The sequence below is a fragment of the Arthrobacter sp. FB24 genome, assembly GCF_000196235.1.
In the GTDB taxonomy this organism is placed as follows: Bacteria; Actinomycetota; Actinomycetes; order Actinomycetales; family Micrococcaceae; genus Arthrobacter.
Genome location: NC_008541.1, coordinates 59,403 through 82,575 on the forward strand (window position 1 = coordinate 59,403; position 23,173 = coordinate 82,575).

The 23,173-nt window shown below is 66.5% G+C and carries 29 protein-coding genes, 1 tRNA gene and 1 riboswitch; of the genes, 20 read left to right on the forward strand and 10 right to left on the reverse strand.

Annotated features, from left to right (window positions below; translation table 11 throughout):
- The first annotated feature begins 45 nt into the window (after positions 1–45).
- The 3 genes from ARTH_RS00290 to ARTH_RS00300 all read left to right on the forward strand — a co-directional run bounded on the left by ARTH_RS00290 (position 46) and on the right by ARTH_RS00300 (position 3,510).
- Entirely contained in the window at positions 46–999 is a 954-nt protein-coding gene (locus ARTH_RS00290; protein ID WP_011689924.1) for a carbohydrate kinase family protein, read from the forward strand.
- A complete protein-coding gene (locus ARTH_RS00295) occupies positions 992–2,527 on the forward strand; it encodes a glycoside hydrolase family 32 protein (protein WP_011689925.1) in 1,536 nt (511 codons plus the stop codon). The genes ARTH_RS00290 and ARTH_RS00295 overlap by 8 nt, the downstream gene beginning before the upstream one ends.
- Before the next feature lie 101 nt (positions 2,528–2,628).
- On the forward strand, positions 2,629–3,510 hold the full coding sequence (locus ARTH_RS00300) for a hypothetical protein (protein ID WP_011689926.1): 882 nt from the start codon (positions 2,629–2,631) through the stop codon (positions 3,508–3,510).
- Here the strand turns inward: ARTH_RS00300 and ARTH_RS00305 are convergent.
- Positions 3,497–4,117 (reverse strand): AAA family ATPase, encoded by a 621-nt coding sequence (locus ARTH_RS00305; RefSeq protein WP_011689927.1) that lies wholly within the window; start codon positions 4,115–4,117, stop codon positions 3,497–3,499. The two genes, ARTH_RS00300 and ARTH_RS00305, sit on opposite strands and share 14 nt — an antisense overlap.
- A gap of 179 nt (positions 4,118–4,296) precedes the next feature.
- Here ARTH_RS00305 and ARTH_RS24160 point away from each other — a divergent pair, with 179 nt between their 5' ends.
- Positions 4,297–4,776 carry a hypothetical protein gene (locus tag ARTH_RS24160; RefSeq protein WP_011689928.1) on the forward strand — a complete coding sequence of 160 codons (480 nt, stop codon included), beginning with the start codon at positions 4,297–4,299 and terminating at the stop codon, positions 4,774–4,776.
- A 12-nt stretch (positions 4,777–4,788) separates the two neighbouring features.
- On the opposite strand, the gene ARTH_RS00320 is transcribed toward ARTH_RS24160, so the two are convergent.
- Positions 4,789–5,193 (reverse strand): DUF5997 family protein, encoded by a 405-nt coding sequence (locus tag ARTH_RS00320; protein WP_011689929.1) that lies wholly within the window; start codon positions 5,191–5,193, stop codon positions 4,789–4,791.
- 97 nt (positions 5,194–5,290) lie between these two features.
- Between ARTH_RS00320 and ARTH_RS00325 the strand changes: the two genes are divergently transcribed.
- Complete coding sequence (locus ARTH_RS00325) at positions 5,291–6,076, forward strand: LysR family transcriptional regulator substrate-binding protein (RefSeq protein ID WP_011689930.1); 786 nt, start codon at positions 5,291–5,293, stop codon at positions 6,074–6,076.
- Between the two features lie 3 nt (positions 6,077–6,079).
- Here ARTH_RS00325 and ARTH_RS00330 read toward each other — a convergent pair whose 3' ends face one another.
- The gene (locus ARTH_RS00330; RefSeq protein WP_011689931.1) at positions 6,080–6,415 is read right to left on the reverse strand and encodes a hypothetical protein; all 336 of its coding nucleotides are present in this window, start codon (positions 6,413–6,415) and stop codon (positions 6,080–6,082) included.
- A gap of 146 nt (positions 6,416–6,561) precedes the next feature.
- Positions 6,562–6,659, forward strand: a riboswitch (glycine riboswitch).
- Between the two features lie 273 nt (positions 6,660–6,932).
- Here ARTH_RS00330 and ARTH_RS00335 point away from each other — a divergent pair.
- The 7 genes from ARTH_RS00335 to ARTH_RS00365 all read left to right on the forward strand — a co-directional run bounded on the left by ARTH_RS00335 (position 6,933) and on the right by ARTH_RS00365 (position 13,345).
- Positions 6,933–8,360, forward strand: coding sequence for an L-serine ammonia-lyase (locus tag ARTH_RS00335; protein ID WP_011689932.1), 1,428 nt, complete (start codon positions 6,933–6,935; stop codon positions 8,358–8,360).
- An 89-nt stretch (positions 8,361–8,449) separates the two neighbouring features.
- Complete coding sequence (gene lipA, locus ARTH_RS00340; protein WP_011689933.1) at positions 8,450–9,457, forward strand: lipoyl synthase; 1,008 nt, start codon at positions 8,450–8,452, stop codon at positions 9,455–9,457.
- A gap of 27 nt (positions 9,458–9,484) precedes the next feature.
- Positions 9,485–10,393 carry a methylenetetrahydrofolate reductase gene (locus tag ARTH_RS00345; protein WP_011689934.1) on the forward strand — a complete coding sequence of 303 codons (909 nt, stop codon included), beginning with the start codon at positions 9,485–9,487 and terminating at the stop codon, positions 10,391–10,393.
- 68 nt (positions 10,394–10,461) lie between these two features.
- The gene (locus tag ARTH_RS00350; RefSeq protein ID WP_043429185.1) at positions 10,462–10,737 is read left to right on the forward strand and encodes a hypothetical protein; all 276 of its coding nucleotides are present in this window, start codon (positions 10,462–10,464) and stop codon (positions 10,735–10,737) included.
- 125 nt (positions 10,738–10,862) lie between these two features.
- Positions 10,863–11,618, forward strand: coding sequence for a lytic transglycosylase domain-containing protein (locus ARTH_RS00355; RefSeq protein ID WP_043429188.1), 756 nt, complete (start codon positions 10,863–10,865; stop codon positions 11,616–11,618).
- Between the two features lie 39 nt (positions 11,619–11,657).
- Positions 11,658–12,587 carry an NADP-dependent oxidoreductase gene (locus ARTH_RS00360; protein WP_011689937.1) on the forward strand — a complete coding sequence of 310 codons (930 nt, stop codon included), beginning with the start codon at positions 11,658–11,660 and terminating at the stop codon, positions 12,585–12,587.
- A gap of 86 nt (positions 12,588–12,673) precedes the next feature.
- Entirely contained in the window at positions 12,674–13,345 is a 672-nt protein-coding gene (locus ARTH_RS00365; protein WP_011689938.1) for a DNA alkylation repair protein, read from the forward strand.
- A 57-nt stretch (positions 13,346–13,402) separates the two neighbouring features.
- On the opposite strand, the gene ARTH_RS00370 is transcribed toward ARTH_RS00365, so the two are convergent.
- Positions 13,403–14,125 (reverse strand): SDR family NAD(P)-dependent oxidoreductase, encoded by a 723-nt coding sequence (locus ARTH_RS00370; protein ID WP_011689939.1) that lies wholly within the window; start codon positions 14,123–14,125, stop codon positions 13,403–13,405.
- A gap of 58 nt (positions 14,126–14,183) precedes the next feature.
- On the opposite strand from ARTH_RS00370, the gene ARTH_RS00375 reads away from it, so the two are divergent.
- Positions 14,184–14,777 carry a histidine phosphatase family protein gene (locus ARTH_RS00375; protein WP_011689940.1) on the forward strand — a complete coding sequence of 198 codons (594 nt, stop codon included), beginning with the start codon at positions 14,184–14,186 and terminating at the stop codon, positions 14,775–14,777.
- Between the two features lie 7 nt (positions 14,778–14,784).
- Here the strand turns inward: ARTH_RS00375 and ARTH_RS00380 are convergent, their stop codons facing one another.
- The gene (locus ARTH_RS00380) at positions 14,785–15,516 is read right to left on the reverse strand and encodes a hypothetical protein (protein ID WP_011689941.1); all 732 of its coding nucleotides are present in this window, start codon (positions 15,514–15,516) and stop codon (positions 14,785–14,787) included.
- A 136-nt stretch (positions 15,517–15,652) separates the two neighbouring features.
- Complete coding sequence (locus ARTH_RS00385; RefSeq protein WP_011689942.1) at positions 15,653–16,096, reverse strand: DapH/DapD/GlmU-related protein; 444 nt, start codon at positions 16,094–16,096, stop codon at positions 15,653–15,655.
- Positions 16,097–16,268: 172 nt separating this feature from the next.
- Here ARTH_RS00385 and ARTH_RS00390 point away from each other — a divergent pair, with 172 nt between their 5' ends.
- The 3 genes from ARTH_RS00390 to ARTH_RS23710 all read left to right on the forward strand — a co-directional run bounded on the left by ARTH_RS00390 (position 16,269) and on the right by ARTH_RS23710 (position 17,465).
- The gene (locus ARTH_RS00390) at positions 16,269–17,153 is read left to right on the forward strand and encodes an SGNH/GDSL hydrolase family protein (RefSeq protein ID WP_011689943.1); all 885 of its coding nucleotides are present in this window, start codon (positions 16,269–16,271) and stop codon (positions 17,151–17,153) included.
- A 12-nt stretch (positions 17,154–17,165) separates the two neighbouring features.
- A tRNA-Lys gene (locus ARTH_RS00395) sits at positions 17,166–17,238 on the forward strand.
- 50 nt (positions 17,239–17,288) lie between these two features.
- Complete coding sequence (locus ARTH_RS23710) at positions 17,289–17,465, forward strand: hypothetical protein (protein ID WP_156810593.1); 177 nt, start codon at positions 17,289–17,291, stop codon at positions 17,463–17,465.
- 13 nt (positions 17,466–17,478) lie between these two features.
- On the opposite strand, the gene ARTH_RS00400 is transcribed toward ARTH_RS23710, so the two are convergent.
- The 3 genes from ARTH_RS00400 to ARTH_RS00410 all read right to left on the reverse strand — a co-directional run bounded on the left by ARTH_RS00400 (position 17,479) and on the right by ARTH_RS00410 (position 18,639).
- Entirely contained in the window at positions 17,479–17,826 is a 348-nt protein-coding gene (locus ARTH_RS00400; RefSeq protein WP_011689944.1) for a DUF202 domain-containing protein, read from the reverse strand.
- Between the two features lie 2 nt (positions 17,827–17,828).
- Entirely contained in the window at positions 17,829–18,230 is a 402-nt protein-coding gene (locus ARTH_RS00405) for a YidH family protein (protein WP_011689945.1), read from the reverse strand.
- A 67-nt stretch (positions 18,231–18,297) separates the two neighbouring features.
- Positions 18,298–18,639 carry a YegP family protein gene (locus ARTH_RS00410; protein WP_043429195.1) on the reverse strand — a complete coding sequence of 114 codons (342 nt, stop codon included), beginning with the start codon at positions 18,637–18,639 and terminating at the stop codon, positions 18,298–18,300.
- Between the two features lie 249 nt (positions 18,640–18,888).
- Between ARTH_RS00410 and ARTH_RS00415 the strand changes: the two genes are divergently transcribed.
- The 4 genes from ARTH_RS00415 to ARTH_RS00430 all read left to right on the forward strand — a co-directional run bounded on the left by ARTH_RS00415 (position 18,889) and on the right by ARTH_RS00430 (position 22,040).
- Positions 18,889–19,443, forward strand: coding sequence for a cysteine hydrolase family protein (locus ARTH_RS00415; RefSeq protein ID WP_011689947.1), 555 nt, complete (start codon positions 18,889–18,891; stop codon positions 19,441–19,443).
- Between the two features lie 77 nt (positions 19,444–19,520).
- Positions 19,521–20,621 (forward strand): FAD-dependent oxidoreductase, encoded by a 1,101-nt coding sequence (locus ARTH_RS00420; protein WP_011689948.1) that lies wholly within the window; start codon positions 19,521–19,523, stop codon positions 20,619–20,621.
- Between the two features lie 56 nt (positions 20,622–20,677).
- Entirely contained in the window at positions 20,678–21,229 is a 552-nt protein-coding gene (locus ARTH_RS23010; protein WP_011689949.1) for a hypothetical protein, read from the forward strand.
- 157 nt (positions 21,230–21,386) lie between these two features.
- Complete coding sequence (locus ARTH_RS00430; protein WP_011689950.1) at positions 21,387–22,040, forward strand: DedA family protein; 654 nt, start codon at positions 21,387–21,389, stop codon at positions 22,038–22,040.
- A gap of 11 nt (positions 22,041–22,051) precedes the next feature.
- Here ARTH_RS00430 and ARTH_RS00435 read toward each other — a convergent pair whose 3' ends face one another.
- Entirely contained in the window at positions 22,052–23,029 is a 978-nt protein-coding gene (locus ARTH_RS00435) for a LacI family DNA-binding transcriptional regulator (protein ID WP_011689951.1), read from the reverse strand.
- Between the last annotated feature and the right edge of the window lie 144 nt (positions 23,030–23,173).

Sequence of the window (23,173 nt, forward strand, 5' to 3'; positions counted from 1 at the left end):
CTCGAGCGCGTCCACTAGACGCGCCCAACCTTCTAAGGACCTCGAATGCACAGCTCCCCAGTTCCCCCCTGCCCTGAAACAGATGTCGTCGTCGTCGGCGAGGCGATAATCGACATCATTGATACCGCGGGAGGGCCCGTCGAATTCCCAGGCGGATCAGGGATGAACGTCGCGTACGGACTCGGCCGCCTGGGCGTCAGCACCGCATTTCTCACCGCACTGGGCAGCGATGAACGCAGCAGGAGCATCCAACGACACCTGGACACCGCGGGAGTACGCCTGCTTCCGGGAGCCGAACACCTCAACCGCACATCCACGGCCAGGGCGCTGCTGGACAGCAACGGTTCCGCAGAATACGAATTCGACTTCGAATGGAACCTCCCCCAAATCAGCCCTACTTTCCTCCCGAAGGTGCTGCACACGGGCTCACTGGCCGCCTTCATGGAGCCCGGAGCAACCCGGGTCCGATCCTTGCTGGAACTCTTCTCCCGCCGCTGCTTGATCACGTACGACCCCAACATCCGCCCCACACTGCTCCACAGCCACGCTGAAGCGCTCAGGACCTTCGAACACACAGTTGCCCTCGCTACCGTGGTGAAGCTCAGTGCGGAGGATGCCCAGTGGCTCTACCCGCGCACGCCTCCTCACGGCGTCGCGCGGCGGCTGCTCGATCTCGGGACGGAACTGGCAATCATCACGGATGGCGCATCCGGGTCCTATCTGCGGTCAAATGCCGCCGAGATCGAAGTGCCGGCACCGCCAGTGGTCGTCAAAGATACTGTCGGCGCGGGCGACTCCTACATGTCCTCGCTTATCGCTGGCCTCATCGAGGACCCGGAGGACGATTTCGGCTACGGCAAACTCACGCGCGTCGGAACAGCCGCCTCGCTCGCTGCGGCCATAACGGTCGGACGGCACGGGGCGAACCCGCCGACACGGGCAGAACTGATCCGCTCGCAGGAACTGGCCCGGACGTCCCGAAGGAACTCCGATGACTGAAACAACAATGCACCCTGCCGCCCCCGCCGAAGACACCGCCGCCGACTTCCGGCCGGTACTTCACTACACAGCCAAGAACACCTGGCTGAACGACCCCAACGGACTCGTGTGGCACCAGGGCGTCTACCATCTCTTCTACCAAAACAACCCCTTCGACAACGTCTGGGGCAACATGTCCTGGGGGCACGCCACCTCAACCGACCTTCTGCACTGGACCGAACACCCGGTTGCCATCGCCTGCGACGAGGAAGAAGACGTCTTTTCCGGCAGCATCGTGGTGGACCACGGCAATACGTCGGGATTCGGCACAGTGGAAGACCCTGCCCTGGTGGCCATCTACACGAGCGCCTTCAAGGAAGGCTCGGTGCACCAAGGGACACAAGCCCAGTCTCTCGCGTTCTCCACGGACGCCGGCATGACGTGGAACAAGTACGCAGGCAATCCGGTGCTTGGCCGCGACTCGGCCCATTTCCGGGATCCCAAAGTATTCCGCTACGAGGGAGCTGCCGGTTCCTGCTGGGTCATGGTGGCGGTGGAGGCCCGGCGCCAGCAGGTTGTGCTGTACCGCTCGGCCGACCTCAAGGATTGGGAACACCTGAGCACCTTCGGCCCTGCAAACGCGACGGGAGGCGAATGGGAGTGCCCCGACCTGTTCCCGCTCCCCGTCGACAGAGACCCGGACAACGTCAAGTGGGTCCTCGTAGTCAATGTCAATCCGGGTGCCGTGGCCGGCGGCTCGGGAGGGCAGTACTTCGTCGGCGACTTCGACGGGGTGAAGTTCACTGCCGACCCTGATTCACTCGTTCCAGCCGATGCCGACGGGACCACTGATCTCAGCCGCTGTCTGTGGCTCGACTGGGGACGTGACTACTACGCCGCCGTCTCCTTCAGCAATGCCCCGGAGAACCGCCGTATCATGATCGGCTGGATGAACAACTGGGACTACGCCAACTTCTTGCCCACGTCTCCATGGCGTTCCGGGATGTCGCTTGCCCGCGAGATCGAGCTCGCGACGGTGGACGGTTTGCCCCGCCTGGTGCAGCGCCCGGTACTGCCATTGGACAGCGGCGAGCCGGCCTGCGCCATCCAGGACGTGGAGCTTCACGACTCCCTGCTGCAACTGCCCGACGCAATGCCCGGATCAGCCCAGCTGATCGACGCCGAGATCTTGCCCGGCACGGCCCGGACCGTTGTTTTCCGGCTTCTCGGCGCATCCGGCGGGAGCGCCGCAACGGTTCTCAGCTTCGATGCCGTGACGGGCCTGCTCACCCTGGATCGCCGCAACTCCGGAAACACCGCCTTCCACGGAAAGTTCGCGTCTGCCGAGTCGGCACCGGTGAAGCTCGAAGCCGGCGTGCTAAGGCTCCGCGTAATCGTCGACCAGTGCTCGGTGGAGGTCTTTGCCCAAGGCGGCAGGGTCGTCCTGAGCGATCTGGTCTTCCCGATGTCCGGAAGCCTGGGCACCGAAGTGTGCGTGGAGGGCGGCGCGGCCTTTGTTCGGAAACTGGCCGTCACGGGCTTGTCCTGAACGCGATGACGCCGGATAGCCCGTCCGGCAGGTGAGGGCCTCTGTTCAACAACCCGAGGCGGGAACAGAATGAATCAACCAAACATTGGTGGTGATGAACCGTGGCGCTGGCCATCGTGGTTGTTTGCACTCTATTCCTGCTGGTTGCCGTCATCATGGTCATCGTCTGGGGCGGGCACCTCGTCCGGAGGCCCGCCGACCCTGGCGCCCCGGTTTCCCCCTTGCGGCTCTACCTCTGGTGGGCCAACGTGGCAACGGCGGCCGCCCTCGCATCCGGGATCCTGGTCGCGTGGGCCGGCGGCAGGCTGGCGATGCGCATACTGGCCGCCACCTCGCCGGCGTCGGCCCAGGGTCGACTGACCGAGGCCCAGGCCAACGTGGGATTTCCCACCATTGAGGGCAGCATTGCCCTGCTGTTCTTTGGCGGACTTCCGGCAGGTTTCGCCGCCGCGTTCATCTACCTGTTCATCCGCCGCTGGCTCCCCGCCGGCCGCTGGGCAGGCCCCACGCTGGGGGTGCTGCTCCTCCTGGTCTTCGGCGCCTCCGTGGACCCGCTTCGGGCTGAGAACATCGACTTCGCGATTGTGGGGCCCGGTTGGCTTTCCGTTATCCTCTTTTCCGCGCTGGCCGTCCTGCACGGCGCTGTGGTGGCCGCCGTGGCCGGCGCGTTCAGCCAGCGTCTTCCCCTTCCGACCGGCCGGGACTGGAAGTACTACCTCCCGCTCGTCGGAGCCATCCTCTTCCCGCCCGCCGGCATCCTGCTCGGCATCGGTGCGCTGGTTGTCATGCTGTGCTTGTGGCTCGCGCATTTTGGCCGCGCCGGGCGGGAACCTCTGCAAACGGGTCCGGATAAAGTCCGGTCCGCGCGTGCCCTGCGGCGGGCAACAGCGCCGTCCTGGGGCGGCCGCGCGGCTCTGGGCCTGGCTGCGGTGGTTGCCTTGCCTCCCTTCGTCAGCGCAGTGACGTCGATTATTTCGCGCTGATCCGTCCAGCCCCTGTGGCTGGGCGGCCGGCTGCGCCGTTGATTGTGTCGGTGAGCGCAGCCAGCACCTCGTCCTGCGCCCCGCCGGCGTCGATGCGGACGAATCCGGCGAACTCAGGAAGGGCGCGGTACGCCTCGCCGAGGGCCCTCAATTCCTCGAGTGTTTCGGTGTCCGTTCCCCGCAGGAGGATGCGTTTTAGGGCCTGCTCCGGACTAACGTCGAAGTGGATCACCAGGTCCGGTGCGGGAAGGTGGCGCAGCAGCCAGCGGAGCAACCGGCCGGGCGGGAGGCCCCGGACGCTGCGCAGGGCAAGCTGGCAGTACAGGTGACGGTCCATGACCACCAGGCCTGAAAAGTTGCGCGCGCGGGCGTGGGACACCAGAACGTTGATCGTCCGGATCCCGGTCTCCAGTGCATCCGCCACGCGGCGGTTGAGGTGAATTCCGGAGCGCTCCGACCACTGCGTCATGTTGCGGCGGCCGGCATGGTTGCGCAGCAACAGGGCTTTGCCGCCGGCCAGGCGGGCGGCTTCCACGGCTGCGCGTGCGGCGGTGGTCTTTCCGGCACCGTCAATTCCGGTGAGGACGATTAACAGGGGGTGGCTCATTTCCTTGGGGCGGATAGTTGGTGTAGCGAAGGGGGCCGGCAGTTGATCGTTTAACGCCAGGCCGGCGCTGTTCGTCCCCCGCGGAACTTGTTTTCTGTTCGCCGTCCCGATTTCACGCGCCGTTAATGGCGGGGTTCTAGCGTGGTTCTTCAGGCACCATCCGCTAGAAGGGATCCATCATGGCCGATATAGCTGCTGTGCTGGGACGGCTCTCCCCGGAAGAGCTCGACGAGCTCCGGGAGATTGGTCCCCAGGGCCACCTCACCAGGCGCCTTGTCGATGCCCTGGACAGGGCCGCCGGCGGGTCAGGGGCGGGCCGTGGCTATTACGTGCCCACGGGAAGCGTGAGTGCAACGGGCGGACCGCATCTCGTGCTGCGCAGTGATGTCTCCGCATGGCTGTTCGGTGCAGGTCCGCAGATTCCGCACGGGCACCAGGCGGCAGACCCGGCCGGTGAACCCTTGCGGCAGGAAACCGACTGGTCGGAACTGCGTCCCGGCGACAAGGTGGCGATTGTGCGGGGCAACCGCGTCACGGCGTCGGGAATTGTTGACGCCATGACCGAAGATGCCTCCACGGTGTGGGTCCTTTTCGAAGGCGTGGCGCCCCGGCGAATGTTCCACCGAGGCGATCCGGACGACCTTCGTCCCGTACATTAAGCCGTCAGGGCCTTACTCGGCCTTGGCACGGGCTTTCTTGGCGTCCTTCTTGGCGGCCTCGTCCTTGACGCGCTGTGCTTCGGCGCGGACTGCAGCGTGCGTGGAGCGTTCGGCCACCAGCCAAGCCGGGGGAGCCTGCAGCAGCGCGGTGATCTCCGCCGAGGTCAGTGCTTCCTCGACGCCGCCGCGGGCCAGGCCGCTGATGGAAACGTTCAGTTTCTGCGCCACCACCGGGCGGGGGTGCGGGCCGTTGCGGCGGAGCTCGGCCAGCCACTCCGGCGGGTTGGCCTGGAGCTCGGCGAAATCGGCGCGGGTGATAACCGAATCCTGGAACTCCTGGGGTGTTGCGGGCAGGTAGATGCCAAGCTTCTTGGCAACGGTGGCCGGCTTCATGGACTGGGAGTTTGCAGAGGTCATACTTCAAGGGTATCCGGCGGACCGCCTACAAGGCACCAGAGCAGCACCAAACAGCACCAGCAGGGCTCTCCCGCAGCTCTGGCGGTACTGTGAACGTGTGTCCGCTGAAGAAGAATCCCCGCAAGCATCCGCACCCGCTGAACCGGAAGGGCGCGTGCTGCGCTTCGCCTACGTTGCCGGAGTAACGCCGGGGAAGTGGATCAGGCGCTGGGAAGAGCGGATGCCGGATGTTCCGTTGCAGTCCTTTATGTCCGACGACGGCGCCCAGCTTTTGGTCCTCCGTGACGGTTCCGCCGACCTCAGTTTCGTCCGCCTGCCGGTGGAGCGTGAGGGCCTGAACGTGATTCCCCTGTATGAGGAGCAGCCGGTGGTGGTTGCTCCCAAGGGACATGAGATTTCGGTGTTCGAAGAGGTGGCGCTGGCGGACCTTGCCGCAGAGACCTTTCTGGATGTGGCGGAGCTCGGCGGCCCGGAAGTTGCTTTGCAGGTGGTTGCCTCGGGTGCCGGGCTCGTGATCCTGCCGATGTCCGTCGCCCGCCACTTCAACGTCAAGGACACGGTGGCGCGGAAGCTCACCGGCGCACCCACCACACAGATCGCCCTTGCCTGGCCCAATGAGGCCACGCGTGAAGCGACGCGTGAGGCCGGGGATGAGGCGGCGGACCAGGCAATGGATGAAGTGATCGAGGAGTTCATCGGGATTGTCCGCGGACGGACCGCCCAGAGCTCCCGCCAGCCGTCGGCGAAGGTGGAGCCGCCCAAGAAGGAACCGAAACCGGACCGGCGGGGAACCGGCGTCAAAAAACCCAAGGTGGCCCAGCGATACGCTCCCAATCCGGACAAGGGCCGCGGCAAGGGATCGCGCAAGAAGGGCAAGCGCTAGGGCTTAGGCGGTGCAGGCATCCTTGAGCGCGGTGACGGACTCGGCGGGAACCTGATCGCCCGCCTCGGCGATCTGGCGTAGCGGAGTGGTGATCTCGGCCGGCACGCCGGCGGTGTCGGCCCCGGCCACGAGGCCGCCCAGCAGTTCCTTGTCCTTGACGCTGACAAGCCCGTCCTCCACGAGCGCGCACACCTGTCCCTTGACCTGGTCGGCGGCTGCTGTGGCAACTTGGGAGGCGCCGTCGCTCACGGCCTTTTCGGCTGCGTCCTGGACCTGCCCGCAGCCGGTCAGTACAACGATGAGGGCAGCAGCGGACAGGGCGGCGAGGCGGGATTTCATGGTTCCAGCCTAGCAAGCGGTGCCTCGGCCACCGACGGATCCCTCCCGTCAGCGGCACGAATGACCCATATGACGTGACTCTGTTGCGAGCGGCCCCGGCAACAGATAATGTGTGAGCCGTGTCACCGACAAGTGATACACGCTTTTGATCTGCGGCGGGAGAGTCCTGCCGGTACGTTCAGCAGGCGCCGTAGGAGCAAATCCTCCCCAGGAATCTCTCAGGCCCACGTACCGCCGCGGCGAGGCAACTCTGGAAAGTAGTCCGGTCCCCGGGCTCACCGACGGTGCAAGCGGCACGCTGTAACAGCAGGGTCCGCGGAAACTCTCAGGTCAAATACAGAGCGGGGAGGAACCCGAATCAACGTGGCGCCCTGCGCCACCTGAATTATGGAGTTCCTCTCGTGACGATTCAGCCGTCCTCTTCCACCTTTGCAGGCCGCCGCATCTGCGTGTCCTGCCGCCCCAGTGCGCGTCCCCAGTCCGCCCCGCAGCGCCTGGGCAGCTAAGGAACCCGGCCATGGCTGTTGGTGTCTTTGATCTTTTTTCCATCGGGATTGGGCCTTCGAGTTCGCATACGGTGGGTCCGATGCGGGCTGCGGCGGTGTTCGCCGAGGAGCTGAAGGCTTCCGGTGCCCTGGAGAGGGTGGCCGGGCTGCGGGTGGATTTGTATGGTTCGCTCGCCGCGACGGGGCACGGTCACGGGACGATGACGGCGATCCTGCTGGGGCTGGAGGGGTTCCATCCGGAGAAGATCCTCCCGGCCGAGGTGGAGGAGCGGCTGGCGGCGATCGCGGAGTCCGGGATGCTGCGGCTGGCCGGTGCTGTTGATGGTGCCGGGGTGGTCCTGCCGTACGGGGTGAAGGATATGGTGTTGCGGCCGTTGACCATCCTGCCGCGGCACACGAACGGGATGACTTTCACTGTCACGGATGCTGGCGGGGAGGTGCTGCATGCGGCGACGTTCTTCTCGGTGGGCGGGGGGTTTATTGTCCGTGAGGGCGAGGAGGACGCTGCGCAGCAGGAGCTGGAGGAGTCGAAGAAGGAGTTGCCGCTGCCGTTCCGGACTGCGGCGGAGCTGCTGGGCCGGTGCCAGTCCAAGGGCCTGTCCATTGGGGAGATCATGTTCGTCAACGAACGCGCCTCCCGGTCCGAGGCGGAGATCCGGGAGGGGTTGCTGCACATTTACTCGGTGATGGAGGAGTGCGTGGCGGTGTCCCTGAAGCGTGAGGGGCTGCTGCCCGGCGGGCTGAAGGTCCGCCGTCGTGCGCCGGACTGGCACGAGCGTTTGCTGAAGGAGAACCGGGGCCAGGACCCGGAGTACCGGGATCCGAAGTACTGGCAGGAGTGGGTGAACCTGATCGCGTTGGCGGTGAACGAGGAGAACGCGTCCGGCGGCAGGGTGGTCACGGCGCCGACGAACGGGGCGGCCGGGATCATCCCGGCGGTGTTGTATTACGCGTTGCATTTCGCACCGGGCATGGACCGGGCCAGCCGGCAGGACCGGGATGATGTGGTGGTGAAGTTCCTGCTCGCTGCCGGTGCGGTCGGGGTGCTCTACAAGGAACAGGCGTCCATTTCGGGGGCGGAGGTGGGCTGCCAGGGTGAGGTGGGTTCGGCGTCGTCGATGGCCGCCGCGGGCCTGGCCGAGGTGATGGGCGGGACGCCGCAGCAGGTGGAGAACGCGGCGGAGATAGCGATGGAGCACAACCTGGGGCTGACGTGTGATCCGATCGGCGGGCTGGTGCAGATCCCCTGTATCGAGCGGAACGCGATCGCGGCGGCGAAGGCCATCAATGCCGCGAAGATGGCGCTCTGGGGCGACGGCACGCACCGGGTGTCCCTGGACGAGGTGATCGTGACCATGCGCGAGACCGGCAGGGACATGTCCTCCAAGTACAAGGAAACCGCCATGGGCGGCCTCGCCGTCAACGTCGTCGAATGCTGACCCCCTAGCCCGACCGGGACGGCTCCAGCAACCCCTCCCGCACCAAAATTTTGCCGGACTACCGGCGCACGCACAAAGGAAAGAGAACCATGACACTGGCACCAGAAGGCCGGAAGATGCTGCGTATTGAGCAGCGCAATGCGGCTACTCCGGTGGAGCGTAAGCCGGAGTGGATCAAGGCCAAGGTCCAGATGGGCCCGGAGTTCGTCCAGCTCAAGAACCTGGTGAAGAAGGAAGGCCTGCACACCGTCTGTGAAGAGGCCGGCTGCCCGAACATCTTCGAATGCTGGGAAGACAAGGAAGCCACTTTTTTGATCGGCGGCTCCGAATGCACCCGGCGCTGCGATTTCTGCCAGATCGATACCGGCAAGCCTTCACCGGTGGACATGTTTGAGCCCACCAAGGTGGCCCGCTCGGTCCAGGCCATGCAGCTGCGCTACGCCACCGTGACCGGCGTGGCCCGGGACGACCTCGCCGACGAGGGCGTCTGGCTCTACGCCGAGACGGTCCGCAAGATCCACGAACTGAACCCGGGCACCGGCGTCGAACTCCTGATCCCGGACTTCTCCGGCAAACCCGAACACATCGCCGCGATCTGCGACTCCAAGCCCGAGGTCTTCGCGCACAACGTCGAGACCGTCCCGCGGATCTTCAAGCGCATCCGCCCCGCGTTCCGCTACGACCGGTCCCTGGACGTCATCACGCAGGGCCGGAACCTGGGCATGGTCACCAAATCCAACCTGATCCTGGGCATGGGAGAAACCCGCGAGGAAATCTCCGAGGCCCTGCGCGACCTGCACGAGGCCGGCTGCGACCTGATCACGATCACCCAGTACCTGCGCCCGTCCGAACGCCACCTGCCGGTAGACCGCTGGGTCAAGCCGCAGGAATTCGTCGACCTCGCCACGGAGGCCGAAGAGATCGGTTTCCTCGGCGTGATGTCCGGACCGCTGGTGCGCTCCTCCTACCGTGCCGGCCGGCTCTGGGCCACCGCGATGCGCAAGAAGGGCTGGGACATCCCGGCCGAACTCGCGCACATCGAGTCCTCCGGCAGCACCCGCCAGGAAGCCAGCTCGCTCATCGCAGCACACTCCTGAGAACCATTTGACCGCCAGAGAGGACCAATGATGTTCCCCACCAGGATCGAAATCATCCCTTCAGAGGGAATCGTTGAGCAGGTCAAGGCGCACGTGCCTTTGACCACGACGCTCACCGTGACGTGCCTGCCCCACCACGGCATTGAGCGGACCATGCGTGCCGCCGTGCAGCTGGGCGTGCTCGGTTATTCTGTCATTCCGCATCTCGCGGCGCGGAGCGTGCCCGGCCGGTCCGAACTCACCGGAATCCTGCGTGACTGCGATGTCTCCGGCATCAACGAAGTGTTTGTGATCGGCGGAGACCGGAAGCAGCCCGCAGGCCCGTACGCGTCCTCCCTTCCCCTGCTGGAAGACATCGCGCAGTACACCGGCGGCAGGATGCGGGCAGGAGTTGCCGGTTACCCGGAAGGCCACCCCTCGGTGGGGCCGGTGGACCTGCTGGACGCCCTGCTGGCCAAGCAGCACCTCGCATCGAACGTTGTCACGCAAATGTGCTTCTCTGCGCCGAAAATCCTTGACTTCGCGGCCCTCCTGCGCCGCGAAGGGGTGCAGCTGCCCGTCTGGGCCGGCGTGGCCGGGACCGTCCCGCGGACCAAGCTGGTCTCGCTGGCGACGCAGATCGGCGTCGGAAGTTCCCTGAAGTTCCTCAGCCGCAAGGGGCCGCTGGCGCGCAAGCTCCTGAGCGGCGACCGCTACTCGCCGGAGAGCCTGGTGGCCGGGCTGGAAAGCCCGGCGGGGATCTTTGCCGGCATCCACCTCTACAGCTTCAACAACCTTGACCCGGCCCCCGGCGGACCGGATCAGGCGACCGCCTCCGCAGCACTCCAGTCCGCTTTGATCCGAGGTGCAGCGCGGAAACCGGACGGTCATTCTGCGGTACGGCCGCTTTCCCCGCCGGCCGTGACGTCGGACTCGTCGGCTGTTTCGGGGGAATAACAGGGGCCCCGATGCGACTTGTAGTCTTCGGGGCGCCGATCACCGGTTGCCTCTTGAGAGGACCTCTTTTGCCTACTGCCTTCATCCCGTTCACTGTCCGTGCCACTGTCCGCGAGGACCACAAGCGCTCTTTCCGCACGGATATTGAGCGACTTACCTCCAGCCATCGTGGTTGGGCACCGCTCGACGTGGTTAAGTCCACGGATACGCAGGCCCTCCTGCGGGGGGCGGTGGCGAATAGCGTTCACACCGCCACCGATTCGAGCCTGGCCCGTTACCTCCAGGACCGCCTTGTGGCCGACAGCGGCATTCACCTGGATCTCGCCGTCAGCATCGAGCGGTAGCAGGCGCCTAAGCCCCGGACCATTGGGTCCGGGGCTTTTTTGGTGCCAAGAATTGAACAACCGGAAGATGGTGTAAGTTGCTTCCGGCTGATCAAAACACACCGGAAGGGAGAACCCCCGAGTCCATGCTCCGCCTGAAACGCCTTGCCGTCTTCTGCCTTGTCGCGACCTGCGTCATCACCGGGCTCATGTTCTGGGTGCTCGGTCCGTCCGGCGCGGCTGGGTCCTGGAGCCAGTCGGCACCGCCGCAATCTGGCGCGAAACTTGCGACGCTGCAGGGCTTCAGCGCCCGCGCCGTGGATATTACTGACAGCACGATGGACGCGGAATGGCTCGGGCAGACCGCGACGCAGACAGGCATACCGGCCCGGGCACTCCAGGCCTATGCAGCTGCGGCCGAGCTCGCCAACGCGGCCACGCCTGTGTGCCGGATCGGATGGAATACGGTGGCTGCCATCGGTTTCGTAGAGTCCGCGCACGGGAGCCACGGAGGCGGCAGCCTGTCGAGCACCGGGCAGGTGAGCGGACCAATTATCGGGCCCAGCCTCGACGGCGACAGTTTCGCCGCGATCCCGGACACGGACGACGGCGTGCTCGACGGCGATGCCCTCTGGGACCGCGCTGTCGGACCCATGCAGTTCATCCCCTCCACCTGGGAACAGGCCGGGCGGGACGGGAATGGCGACGGCGTCGCCGACCCGTTGAACATCGACGACGCCGCACTCAGTGCCGCTACGTACCTGTGTGAAGGCGGCCGTGACCTCACCACCGCCCGGGGCTGGACCGCTGCGGTGCTCTCCTACAATCAATCCGAATCCTACGTCCGCCAGGTGCGCGGCCAGGCAAACGCATACGCGGAACAGTCGAGGCCTGCCGGGTAGGTCCGGAATAGTGTCCGGAAAGTATCCGTTGAGGCGTTCATGAAGGCAATTACTTACAGCGAATACGGAAGTCCGGACGTCCTTGAGCCGACGGAGCAGCCGCTACCCAAGGTCGGGCCGGGGATGGTCCTGGTCAAGGTCAAGGCGGCAGCGGTGAATCCCGTCGACTGGAAGATCATGGCCGGCTACTTGGACCCCGCCATGGACCTGCAATTCCCGGCCATTCCCGGATGGGACGTGGCTGGGGTGGTCGAGTCGGCCGGCATTGACGCCCCGCATTTCAGGCCAGGCGATGAAGTCATTTCCTATGGCCGCAAGGACTATGTCCACGGCGGTAGTTTCGCAGAATACATCGCGTTGCCGGAACGGCTCCTGGCCCGCAAGCCCGCATCCCTGACATGGAACGAGGCCGCAGGACTTCCGTTGGCCGGCCTGACGGCATATCAGGTCCTGAACCGCCTGGACCTCAAGGCGGGGGAGACCGTGTTGATCCATGGCGGCGCGGGCGGCGTCGGGTCCTTGGGTATCCAGATTGCCGCGGCGCTCGGCGCCAAGGTGATTGCAACCGCATCAGAAAAGAATCATGACTTCATCCGGTCGCTCGGTGCCGAGCCCGTCAGCTACGGCGAAGGACTAGCGGAACGGGTCCGCGCCCTGCGCCCTGAAGGCGTCGACGTCGTCGCGGACTTCGTGGGCGGCAACCTTGAATCCACGCTGGCAGTCCTGGCTGATGGTGCCAGGCACGCCTCCATCGCGGACAGCGAGGTCGAGCAGCATGGCGGTACCTGGATGTGGGTAAATCCCGTAGGCGCCGAGCTGCAGGAACTCGCCGACCTGGTCGATGAGCGCAAGCTCCGGGTTGAAGTGGCACAAACCTTCCCGTTGGCGCAGTCGGCAGATGCCTTCCGCCTCAACATGGAAGGGCACACCCGCGGCAAGATCGTGATTTCAGTCGACGACGCGTCGTAATTCGGAGGGGCGGCCGGATTCCGGCCGCCCCTTTCGTCGTTGGGCCGTAGGCTGGGGCCCAGCGGGTGAATGACCGGGAGGTTGGAATGTCCGAGACGACAGTTGCCGAGTTGAAAGCCGAACTGGCCGAGCTCGAAGACCCAAGGATGCGCTTAGTCAACGAGAAGCACGGCGATGATCACGGCGTGAACCTCTCCAGGCTGCGCGCCATCGCCAAGCGGCTGAAGACCCAGCAGGCCCTTGCCCGCGAGCTGTGGGCGACGGAAGACACCGCGGCCCGGCTGCTCGGGTTGTTGATCTGCCGGCCCAAGGAGTTCGAACGAGGGGAACTGGATGCCATGCTGCGCCAGTCGCGGGCGCCCAAGGTGCAGGACTGGCTGGTGAATTACGTGGTCAAGCGGAGCCCGCACGCCGAGGAACTGCGCGTTGCCTGGACTGCGGATTCAGACCCGGTGGTGGCCGGCGCAGGCTGGGCGCTGACCAGCGAGCGGGTCGCAAAGAACCCTGAGGGGCTCGACCTGCCGGGTCTCCTCGACACCGTCGAGGCGCAGATGAAGGAGGCACCCGACCGACTGCAATGGGCGATGAACACCTGCCTGGCGCAGATCGGGATCCACCATGCCGCGTACCGTGCCCGGGCGATCGAGATCGGCGAACGGCTCGAGGTGCTCAAGGACTACCCGACGCCGCCGAACTGCACGTCCCCGTTCGCCCCGGCCTGGATCAACGAGATCGTGCGCCGGCAGAGCGCGGGCTGATTCCCGGAAGGACTCCGGTCGAACCAGTTTTCCGTCTGAGCCCGCGGTGCGGGGACCCTAGGTAAGGCTCTCCCCGGTGAGTCGGGCGAGGAGGTTGAGAAGCTCAGCCTGAAACCGTTGATCGTTGGCGGAGGGGTGTGCCTTTTCCCTGTGCTGATGGTGCCAGTAGCCGCCGCTCGTGACTGCCTCCGGGTCGTCGCTGGTGGCAAGCCATTCCTGGGTGAGGTGACCGAGCCGCAGGTCGTCCGGAGCGCCGGCGCCGCCCATTCTGGTGGGGACCCAGCCGGGGTCCACTGAGTTGGTCAGAACGTCCGGCCACAGCCGGGCAATGGCTGCGGCAAGGGTGGTGATGTAGAGCTTGCTGTCGGAATAGGAGACGCTTTGGGGATGCACACCCTCACCGATGGCGGCAAGGGAGGCGCGGCCGCCGCGATGCATGCCGCTGCTGAGGTAGATCAGCCGGCGAGGGCGATGGATGAGGGCGGTCAGAAGATATGGGGCGACGACGTTGACCTGGAAGATGTGCGGGCCGTGGAGCACGCCCGCGTTATGAATCACCGCGTCCACCGGCCCGCTCCGGTTCACTTGGCGGGCGAGGTCGCGTGTTTGCTCGATGTCTGACAGATCGCCGACGGCGCCGAGGGCGAGGAGATCCCGTATCACGGCCAGCCGTTGGACGTTCCGTGCGTGCACGATGACGTGGTGGCCCTTGTCGAGGAGGGACTGCGCGGCAGACCGTCCAAGTCCGTCGGTTGAGCCAGTGATAAAGATGCGTGCCATCGCCCCTCCTGCGTCGGATAGATGGTCTCCAACGATAATGCCAACGGGTCAAGGCACAATGGAAGGCATGACCCTTACGACCTTCGCCCTTGTCCGCCATGGCCAGACTGACTGGAATGCGCAGCGCAGGCTGCAGGGATCCACGGACATTCCGCTCAACGACGTCGGCCGCGGACAGGCGCGCGACGCCGCCGCCGCCCTGTCCGGCCACGAGTGGGACGCGATCGTATCCTCGCCGCTGAGCCGTGCCGCGGAAACCGCCAGCCTGATTGCCGACGGGCTGGGCCTCAGCGTGGCCCGGCACGTGCCGGAACTCACCGAGCGCAGCTTCGGGCAGGCGGAGGGCCTGCAGGCCGGTCCCGAACTTGAAGCCCTGCGCATCCCCGGCGGTTTCCGCGGCGCGGAAAGCGAAGACCAGGCAGCCTCCCGCGGGTTGGCCGCGCTGGAAGCACTGGCCGAAGAGTTTCGCGGACGCCGCGTCCTGGTGGTCGCCCACGGCACGCTCATCCGCGTGAGCCTTAGCCGTGCCATCGGCCGCACGCTGCAAAGCGTCGACAACGCCGTGCTCAACCTCGCCCATCACCACGCCGTTGACGGCTGGCAGCTGGAATACTTCAACGGCGAACGCTTCGCAGCTTCCGTCCAGGCCTGAGCCCGGACTAAGGCTGGTAGTAGTTTTCCGTCGGAGTGAATCCCACCCGGTCCACTTTCCGGTGGTAGTGAACTCCTACCATGCCGCCCAGGACGGAGCCCAGCAGGGCTAACGCGGCGACGGCGATGGCCGCGACAATGCTGCCAGTGCCCGGCGGGCCCTCGTTCACGGGCAGGCGAAGCAATTCGTTGAGCGTGTTCCGGACATTCAACTGGCCCCCGCCGACAATGCCACTCACCATGGCGACGACGGCTGCTGCCGCAGCCACAATGACCGCCCACAGCCACACCATCAGTCCCTGGCCGACGCCGTTGAACCGTGCCATCCGTCCCGCGACATAGCCACCCGAAAAGTAGGCGAGGAGAGGGATCAGGAGTAGCAAGGCAGCGCCGGTGACGCCCCCGGGCCAGGACCAGGCCTGACCGTAACCTGCGGCCGTATCCGCGGCGGTCAGCAGGCCTGTCCGGGTGGCCGCCATGGCCAAGGCCGCCAGCAGGACGGTCATTGCGGTTGCAGTCAGCCAGCCGAAGAAGGCCGCGCCGATCTTGATGCCGCCGAACCGTTCCTCTTGCCGGGCAACCACCGTTTCCCGGATGATAGCCGCCGGAACTTCGGGGAGGGGAGCTTCTTCCGGGGCAGCGGTATCGTCGAAGTAGCCCGCGTCCTCACCGTCGGGGACAACCTCGTCAGGTTGATCATCGCGGCCATATCCGCCATCAGGATCCCTTGCGCCACCCATCACGCGTCCCCGCTTTCAATGACCTAACGGTGGGTATGCCTTAACGTAATCCCACTCCGGCGCGGCCCACGAGAGGCTTTGGGCCCTGCCTGGCTTGGGTGCAGAACAGGGACGCCCACCGGCAGGGCGGCAAGCTTCACGCGGCCTGGCGGTCACCATCCGTAAGGGACGGTGGCGGAGGGCTTGCCGACGCCCTGGTCCTGGCCGGGAGGCGGCTGCCCTGGGCGACCTTGCTGTCGCCGTGAAGGCGGACTCCGTGACCTATAACGGCGCCCGCTCCGATCTTGGAGTGGCTGCCGATCCGGGCCCGGTGCCCGATCACCGCTCCCTGCCCCACGTACACAGCATCACCGATCACCACCCGGTGGCCGACCCGCGCACGCCGGTCGATCCAGCTGCCGCCGCCCACCCGGCACCCGGGCCCCACCTGGGCGCCTGCTTCCACGTAGGCGGTTGGACTGATGAAGGATGACTCGTCCACCTCGGCCCCACGGCCGATCAGGCCGCCGCCGTTGGGGTGCCGGTGGTAGCTGATGACCTTCCCGGCGTCGTCCTCGACTGTTTCGATTTTCCTGCTCATTACCTTCCCGTCAGTCCGCTGTCACCGATAACAACGGACATTCTTTTTAACACCCGGCGAGCAGCAGGCATTCCTTTCACAAACACGGCATTCCGCCCGATTTTCGGAACATGTGGACCGGTTCCGTGGTTAATCAGAGAAAGGGCGCAGGCTTCCCACAAGGAGGTGTGTGGTGACAACGAATGACAAGGACCTGTCAGGCCGCCAGCCCCAAGGTGGTGTGCGCAGCACGGGATATCCGGCTGCCGCAGACGGGCATCCGTGGCGCCGGTACGTGGCACTGGGGGACTCCTTCACCGAAGGAGTGGGGGATCCGGACCCCCGCTGTCCCGGCGGCGTCCGCGGCTGGGCCGACCGGGTGGCAGAGGAGCTGAGCGCAGGGCATACGGACTTCGCGTATGCCAACCTGGCCGTGCGCGGCCTGCTGCTGGAGCAGATCCTGGCCCGCCAGGCCGGCCCCGCGCTGGTCCTGCAGCCGGATCTGATCACGCTTTCCGCCGGAGGCAACGACATGGTCTTCCACGGCAGCGATCCGGACAAGCTCGCGGACAAGCTCGACGACGGCGTGGCGCTGCTGAGTTCTTCCGGTGCCACCCTGGTGCTCTTCACCGGGCCTGATTGGGGGTCAACGCCGGTGCTCGGCCGCAACCGGAGCAAGGTTGCGGTGTTCAATGAAAACATCCGGGAGATCGCCTCCCGGCATCACGCCGTGATCGCCGATCTCTGGGGCCTGCGGGAGCTCCGGGACCCGCGGATGTGGGACCGGGACAGGCTGCACTTGTCACCGCTGGGTCACTATGCCGTGGCGAGGAGGGTGCTCGATGCGCTCGGGGTGCGGCACCCGCTGCAGCCTCTGCAGGCGGGGGACCTGCCGCAGGGCGACTGGCGCCGCGCCAGGGCCGAGGACCTTGTGTGGGCCCGCAGGTACCTGCTGCCTTGGGCGTGGCGACGGGTCCACAGGCCTGCTGTTGCCACGGAACCGACCGCGAAGCGGCCCGCTGCTGCTCCGGTCAACAGTTCCGGCCAACCAGCCGTCGCCATGGAGGGCCGGGCGTGAGCGGGGTACGGCGCACCCGTAGCTCAGCTGGGAGAGCAGGGGACTTTTAATCCTCGGGTCGTGGGTTCGAGCCCCACCGGGTGCACGTTGGAGTGTCGCCCCGTCAGCGTCGGTGCCCTGCAATAAACTCACCCAGTGGCAGATTCAAGCATCGATGGCAGTGCAAACATGGCGGTGATCCCGGTGCTGGAGGGTCAGACCTGCATTGGCGAGCTGCTTCCGGACGTCAAGGACATGGTGGGACTCAGCGCGGCCGAGGGGGCGCTGCCCGACTCCGACGGATCACTAGACGGCCAGCTGGCGCTTTTCTGACCGCCCGCACCGATCACGGCTGCAGCGGGAGGAACAGTACGGTGTAAATCCCCAGCAGGGCGAGGACGACGACGCTCGCGGCCACTGCCGCCGTCGAACCTATATGCGGTGGCATGGTTTCCTGCCTGATACCCCGGACGGCCCGGTGGAACCGGCGTTTCTGGGTGAGGTTGATGGCCAGGGCGGTGACGACGGCGCCGCCGACGAGCGTCCCGACGAACCAGCCGTGGTGGGGCAGCCACCGCAGGAAAACGGCCGCAGCGATCACCATCGACAAGGTGGTGCGGCTCCAGGCCAGATCGGTGCGTTCCGGCTGGAGGCCGGAATCGCCGTGCCAGGCGGCACCGCTTCGGGTGGCCATGCTCAGGCCGGCCGGACGATCACGAACACCACCATGATGGCCGCCACTAGGGCCCCGCCGATTGCCAGCACCGGCGCCATGAGCGGCAGTGGCATAGGCGCTTTCCGCCGCATGGCGCGTTCCACGTTCACCCACCGGAAGAAGGAGCCGCCCCCGATCAGCAACGCCAGGACGAGCAGCAGGACCGAAATGGTCTTGCGCAGTTCGGGACCCAGGAGCTCGGCCATGAAAGCTTCGACCGCAACGCCGCCGGCGAGCAGTGCCAGCGACGTCCGGATCCACGCCAGGAACGTCCGCTCGTTCGCCAGGGTAAAGCGCGGATCGGGTTCGGTGCCGCCTCGGAGGATCCGGGACGTCAGCCGGCCCCTCGGATCAGGTGCTCCGGTGTTCGAATCTTCTGGCAATGTGAATCCCTCCGCGCGGCAGGTCGCAGCATGCTCCCTCTACTGCCCACCACGTTACCCGCCGGCGTCAGGCTGCCCCCGACCAGTGGGGCACGGCCGGGGCACGGCGGGCCGCGGCGTGTTTGCGGAACCCGTCAACCGGGAACCGCCGGGTGTCGCAGGCCGCCGGGGCCGGGGCAGGCGTCGCAGCAGCCGGTGCCTCGGTGGGTGCCTGGACCGAACTGCCGGCAGGGCAGAGGTCGCTGATCAGTCCCATTCCCGCGCATTCGCGGACCGCCTCGATGGCCGCCACTGCCGACGGCTTGTCGCGGTACGCGCCTGACACAGCCAGTTCGGCTCCCTCCGGCGTCGTCAGCCGGAACCGGTATTGCAGCTCTGCATCAACGAAAACTTCGAACTTCCCGGCCATAACTAATCCTTCCGGTCTGCGGAGCCGGCCCGCCGGCAGCTTCGCCGCGAAACGGGCCGAACGCATCTCTGCGAACAACCTCCGCTGGTCTGGTCGAACGATCAATTGATCAGTTCATCAAGTCCTTCAAGTCTGTCGCGGCCCCTTGTAGGCTCACAAGACCGATCAAGTTAAGCCCACGTAAAATGCATGCAACGGATTGCCACTGCAGAGCCGTCGCGCATCCCGGCACAAACTGAGGAGCTCGTTATGACCACACTGTCGGATCGACCCAACACCGCCTTGCTGGTGATCGACGTCCAGAACGGGGTGGTGGCCGATGCTTACCAGCGCGACGCCGTCGTCGCCAATATCGCCACCCTCGTGGCCAAAGCGCGCGGCGAACGCGTGCCGATCGTCTGGATCCAGCACTCGGATGAGCAACTGGAAAAGGGAAGCGCACCCTGGGAGTACGTCCCGGAGCTGACGCGCCAGGAACCGGAACCGCTGGTGCACAAGTCGTTCGCGGACTCCTTCGAGGACACCGACCTTGAAGATGTCCTGGCCGCGGCGGCTGTCGGGCGCCTGGTGGTGGCGGGCGCGCAGACGGACGAGTGCATCCGCTCCACGATCCACGGCGCCTTCGTCCGCGGCTACGACGTGACGCTCGTTGGTGATGCGCACACCACCGAGGACCAGAGCGAGTGGGGCGCCCCGCCGCCGGACAAGGTCATCGCGCACACCAACCTCTACTGGAAGTACCACACGGCACCAGGCCGCACTGCTGCGGTTGAAGACACCCAGGACGTAACTTTCGCAGGGTGAAACGGGCAACCCGGAAGAATAGGTCCCGGCAACAGGCCTCTTGACGAGGCCGCGGGACGGAGTTGGGTGGAGCTGTGATGGAAGTTGACGTCGTCGTGGTCGGCGGAGGGGCGATGGGGTCCGCTGCTGCGTGGCAGCTTGCACGCCGCGGCAGGTCCGTTGTTCTCCTGGAGCAATTCGAACAGGGGCATCACATCGGCGCCTCCCACGGCGCGACCCGCAATTTCAACATGGCCTACGCCGAGGGCGATTACCTGGACCTGGTCACCGAGGCCAAGGATCTCTGGGACGAGCTCGAGGGTGCAACGGGCATGCAGCTCCTGGACCTCGTGGGCCTGGTGAACCACGGCAACGTCCGGCGGCTGCGGGACGTCCGGTCGTCACACGCCGAGCGCGGCATTGAGAGCCACTTCCTTCCCGCAACAGAGGCCGCAGAGCGCTGGCGGGGGATGAACTTCAGGGGTGACGTCCTGGTGGTGCCCGGCTCCGGACGGGTCCGTGCCGCTGACGCGCTGCTGGCGCTTCGCCACGCCGCCGAGGCGCACGGCGCCCGCTTTGAATACTCGACGCCGGCCCGCGACATCCGCGTTGAGGGCGACCGCGCCGTCGTTGTCATTGACTCCGGCGAGATCACCGCGCGCCGTGTGGTGGTCACCGCCGGCGCATGGACCAGCAAGCTTCTCGGGAGCACGGTCCCGCTCCCGAGGCTCGTGGTCACGCAGGAGCAGCCGGCGCACTTCACGCCCTTGGACGACTCGCTGACCTGGCCCAGCTTCAACCACAACCCCGATCCGGACGACCCCCGCGACGCGTACTGGTACGGCCCCGTCTATGGCATGCTCACCCCGGGCGAGGGCATCAAGGCAGGCTGGCACGGCGTGGGGCCGGTGACGGACCCGGACGGGCGCAGCTTCACGCCCGAACCTGTCCAGCTGGAGGCGCTGGTGCGCTACGTCCGGGAGTGGCTGCCGGGCGTGGATGCGGAGTCAGCGGCTCCCATGAGTTGCACGTACACCAGCACCGCCAACGAGGACTTCGTGCTGGACCGTTTCGGTCCCGTAGTGGTGGGGGCCGGCTTCTCCGGCCACGGGTTCAAGTTCACCCCGGCCGTTGGCCGGGTGCTTGCAGACCTGGCCGACGGCGGGGGCGCACCCGCCCGTTTCACCGCCCGGCGCTAGGGTCAGGCCGCCGGGCCGCAGGACGGATTTTGCCGGAACGGGTAGCGTAGGGTGACATGCGCAACGGTCGGCTGGTTCTCTGCATCCTCGCGGTGCTGTCCGTCGTCGCCGCCTTCTTCCTGGGTATCGCGGCGCCCGCAAGTGCCGCACCCTGCCCGGACAAGCAGGTTCCGGCTGCCGCGGGCGGCTTCTGCGTTTCCGGCGGCCCGCCTTCCCCGGCACCCACAGCTTCGGCAACTGCCCCTGCCGGGCCAGCCAGCCCCGGACCAGCCCAGGGCGGGTCCGGTCCCGCAGACACCCAGCCCGCAGTTCCCGGTTCCGCCGCAGAAAACCTGCCGTCGCAGGAAAGCGTGGCCACTCTGGGGTCAGCGTCCGCCCCTTCAGCGTCCGCCGGTACGCCGTCAGCTGCCGGCTTTGCCACTCCGGCGAGGGTGTCGTCGCCGGTGCCGTCCCGCTCAGCGCGGACATTGACAGCCGCTCCGCCGGATTCCGGCAGGGCCGCGGCGGGGACCGTTCCCCTTGCCGGATACCTGATGGCCATCGGCGGCGGGATGCTCCTGCTCTCCGCCGCCTTCGGTTTCATGAGGATCCGTCCCGCAGCCCGCTGAGCGGCGGCGCTTTCCCGGCAGTCCGCAACCTTCGGCTAGGCTGGCAGCGAGAGGCCGTCGACTCCCGTTGCCCGCTGTGGCCGGTGTTGACGGTGCGTCCGGACAACGGGGGGTATGCATCCGTGAGGCAAGAACCTGACCTGAAGCGGGGCCGGCCATGATGCCCGCAAATGCCGTTGACGAGCTCACGGGGATAGCCGGCTTCGCCGCCCGCGGTATCGACACGCTCGGGGAGTGGGGCGTGGGACTGTTCACCTTCGCCGAAACCATCATCCCGCCCATCCCGAGCGAGGTCATCCTGCCGCTGGCGGGCTTCCTCACCAAGCAGGGGAGCATGAGCCTGGCCCTGGTGTTCGTCACCAGCACGCTCGGCGCTTACGCCGGTGCGCTCCTGCTGTACTGGATTGGCGCGAAGCTTGGCCTGGAGCGGGCCATCCGCGGGCTGTCCCGGCTTCCGCTGATGGACCGTGAGGACTTCGAGAAGGCGGCCGACTGGTTCCAGCGCCACGGCAAATCCGCGGTGTTCTTCGGCCGGTTCCTGCCCGGTGTGCGCAGCCTGATTTCCCTGCCCGCGGGTGCGGAGAAAATGAACCTGGCCACGTTCAGCATCTTCACGATTGCCGGGAGCGGGCTCTGGAATGCCCTGCTGATCGGTCTCGGTGTGCTCCTCGGAGCGCAGTACCGGCTGATCGAGGAGTACTCCAAGTACCTCAACTACGCCGTCTATGCCGCGCTAGCGGCCGTGATTGCCTGGGTTTCGATCAGGGCCTACCGGCGGCAGCGTGAACGCGTGGACCAGAACCAGCGCTGAGTGGAGTTTCGTCAGGCTGTAGAGCCGCGGACCACCAAGGAGCTTTCCAGTGTCACCTGGGGCTGCTCCAGCGGGCGGCCCTCCATGAGGGAGCGCAACTGCTCGCCGGCCTTGAGCCCGAGGGGCGTGGCCGGGAGGTGAACGCTTGTCAGGCCCGGATTGCTGGTCGCAGAATACGGCAGGTCATCGAATCCCGCCACCGCCAGTTCTTCGGGGATCCGCACCCCCGCAACGCGCGCTTCCTGCAGCACGCCGTAGGCGTGCGTATCGGTACCGCAGACGACGGCGGTGACCCCGTTCCGCCGCCACTGCGGCCACGCCCGGGCGAACGCCGCGGCCGCGGTCCCGACGTCGATGGTGGTGCTGATGATGCATTCGGGCGGCACTGAAATCCCGCGCACAGCTGCTTCCTCGAGGAACGCGGTGCGCCGCACGTCGAAGGTGGCCGTGCCCGTCACGCTGTCCACGTAGGCCGCGCACTTGTGCCCCGCGGCGGCCAGGTGCGCCGCCAGCTCCCGGGCGCCGTGCGCCACGTCAAGGTTCACCGACGGGGCGTAGGCTTCCAGGCCGGGAGCGTCGAGCAGCACCAGCGGGCCCGCGGCCGACAGTTCCTCCAGGAATTCGGCGTCCGGGGCGTCCACCAGAAGCCCTGCGGGCCGTAGCGCCATCAGCTTCCGGACGTCGTCGGCCTGCGGAAACTCTCCGGCCTCCGTGACGGACAAAAGCAGCTGGTAGTCCGCGCCCAGGGATTCGCGCACCCCGGCGATCACCTTGGCGAAGAACGGATTGGAGATGTCCGGCGCCACCAGGATGACAATCGAGCTCACGCCCTTGGCCAGGGAGCTGCCGATGCCGTCCACCACATAGCCCAGTTCGGAGATGGCGTCCCGCACCCGCGAAATGTTGTCCTCCGACACACGGCCGCGGGTCTTGCCGTTGGCCACCAGGGACACGGTGGCCGTGGAAACCCCCGCGCGGGCGGCAACCATGGCAGCCGTGACCCGCGGAGCTGCGGCCCTGGGTCCCGTGCCCGGCGGGTGCTGTACGTGGTGCGCGGATTCCATACCCTCGATCGTAGTGGGCCCGGCGCACCCTTACGCCGCTCCACGTGAGACTTCATGCCGCACAAGGCA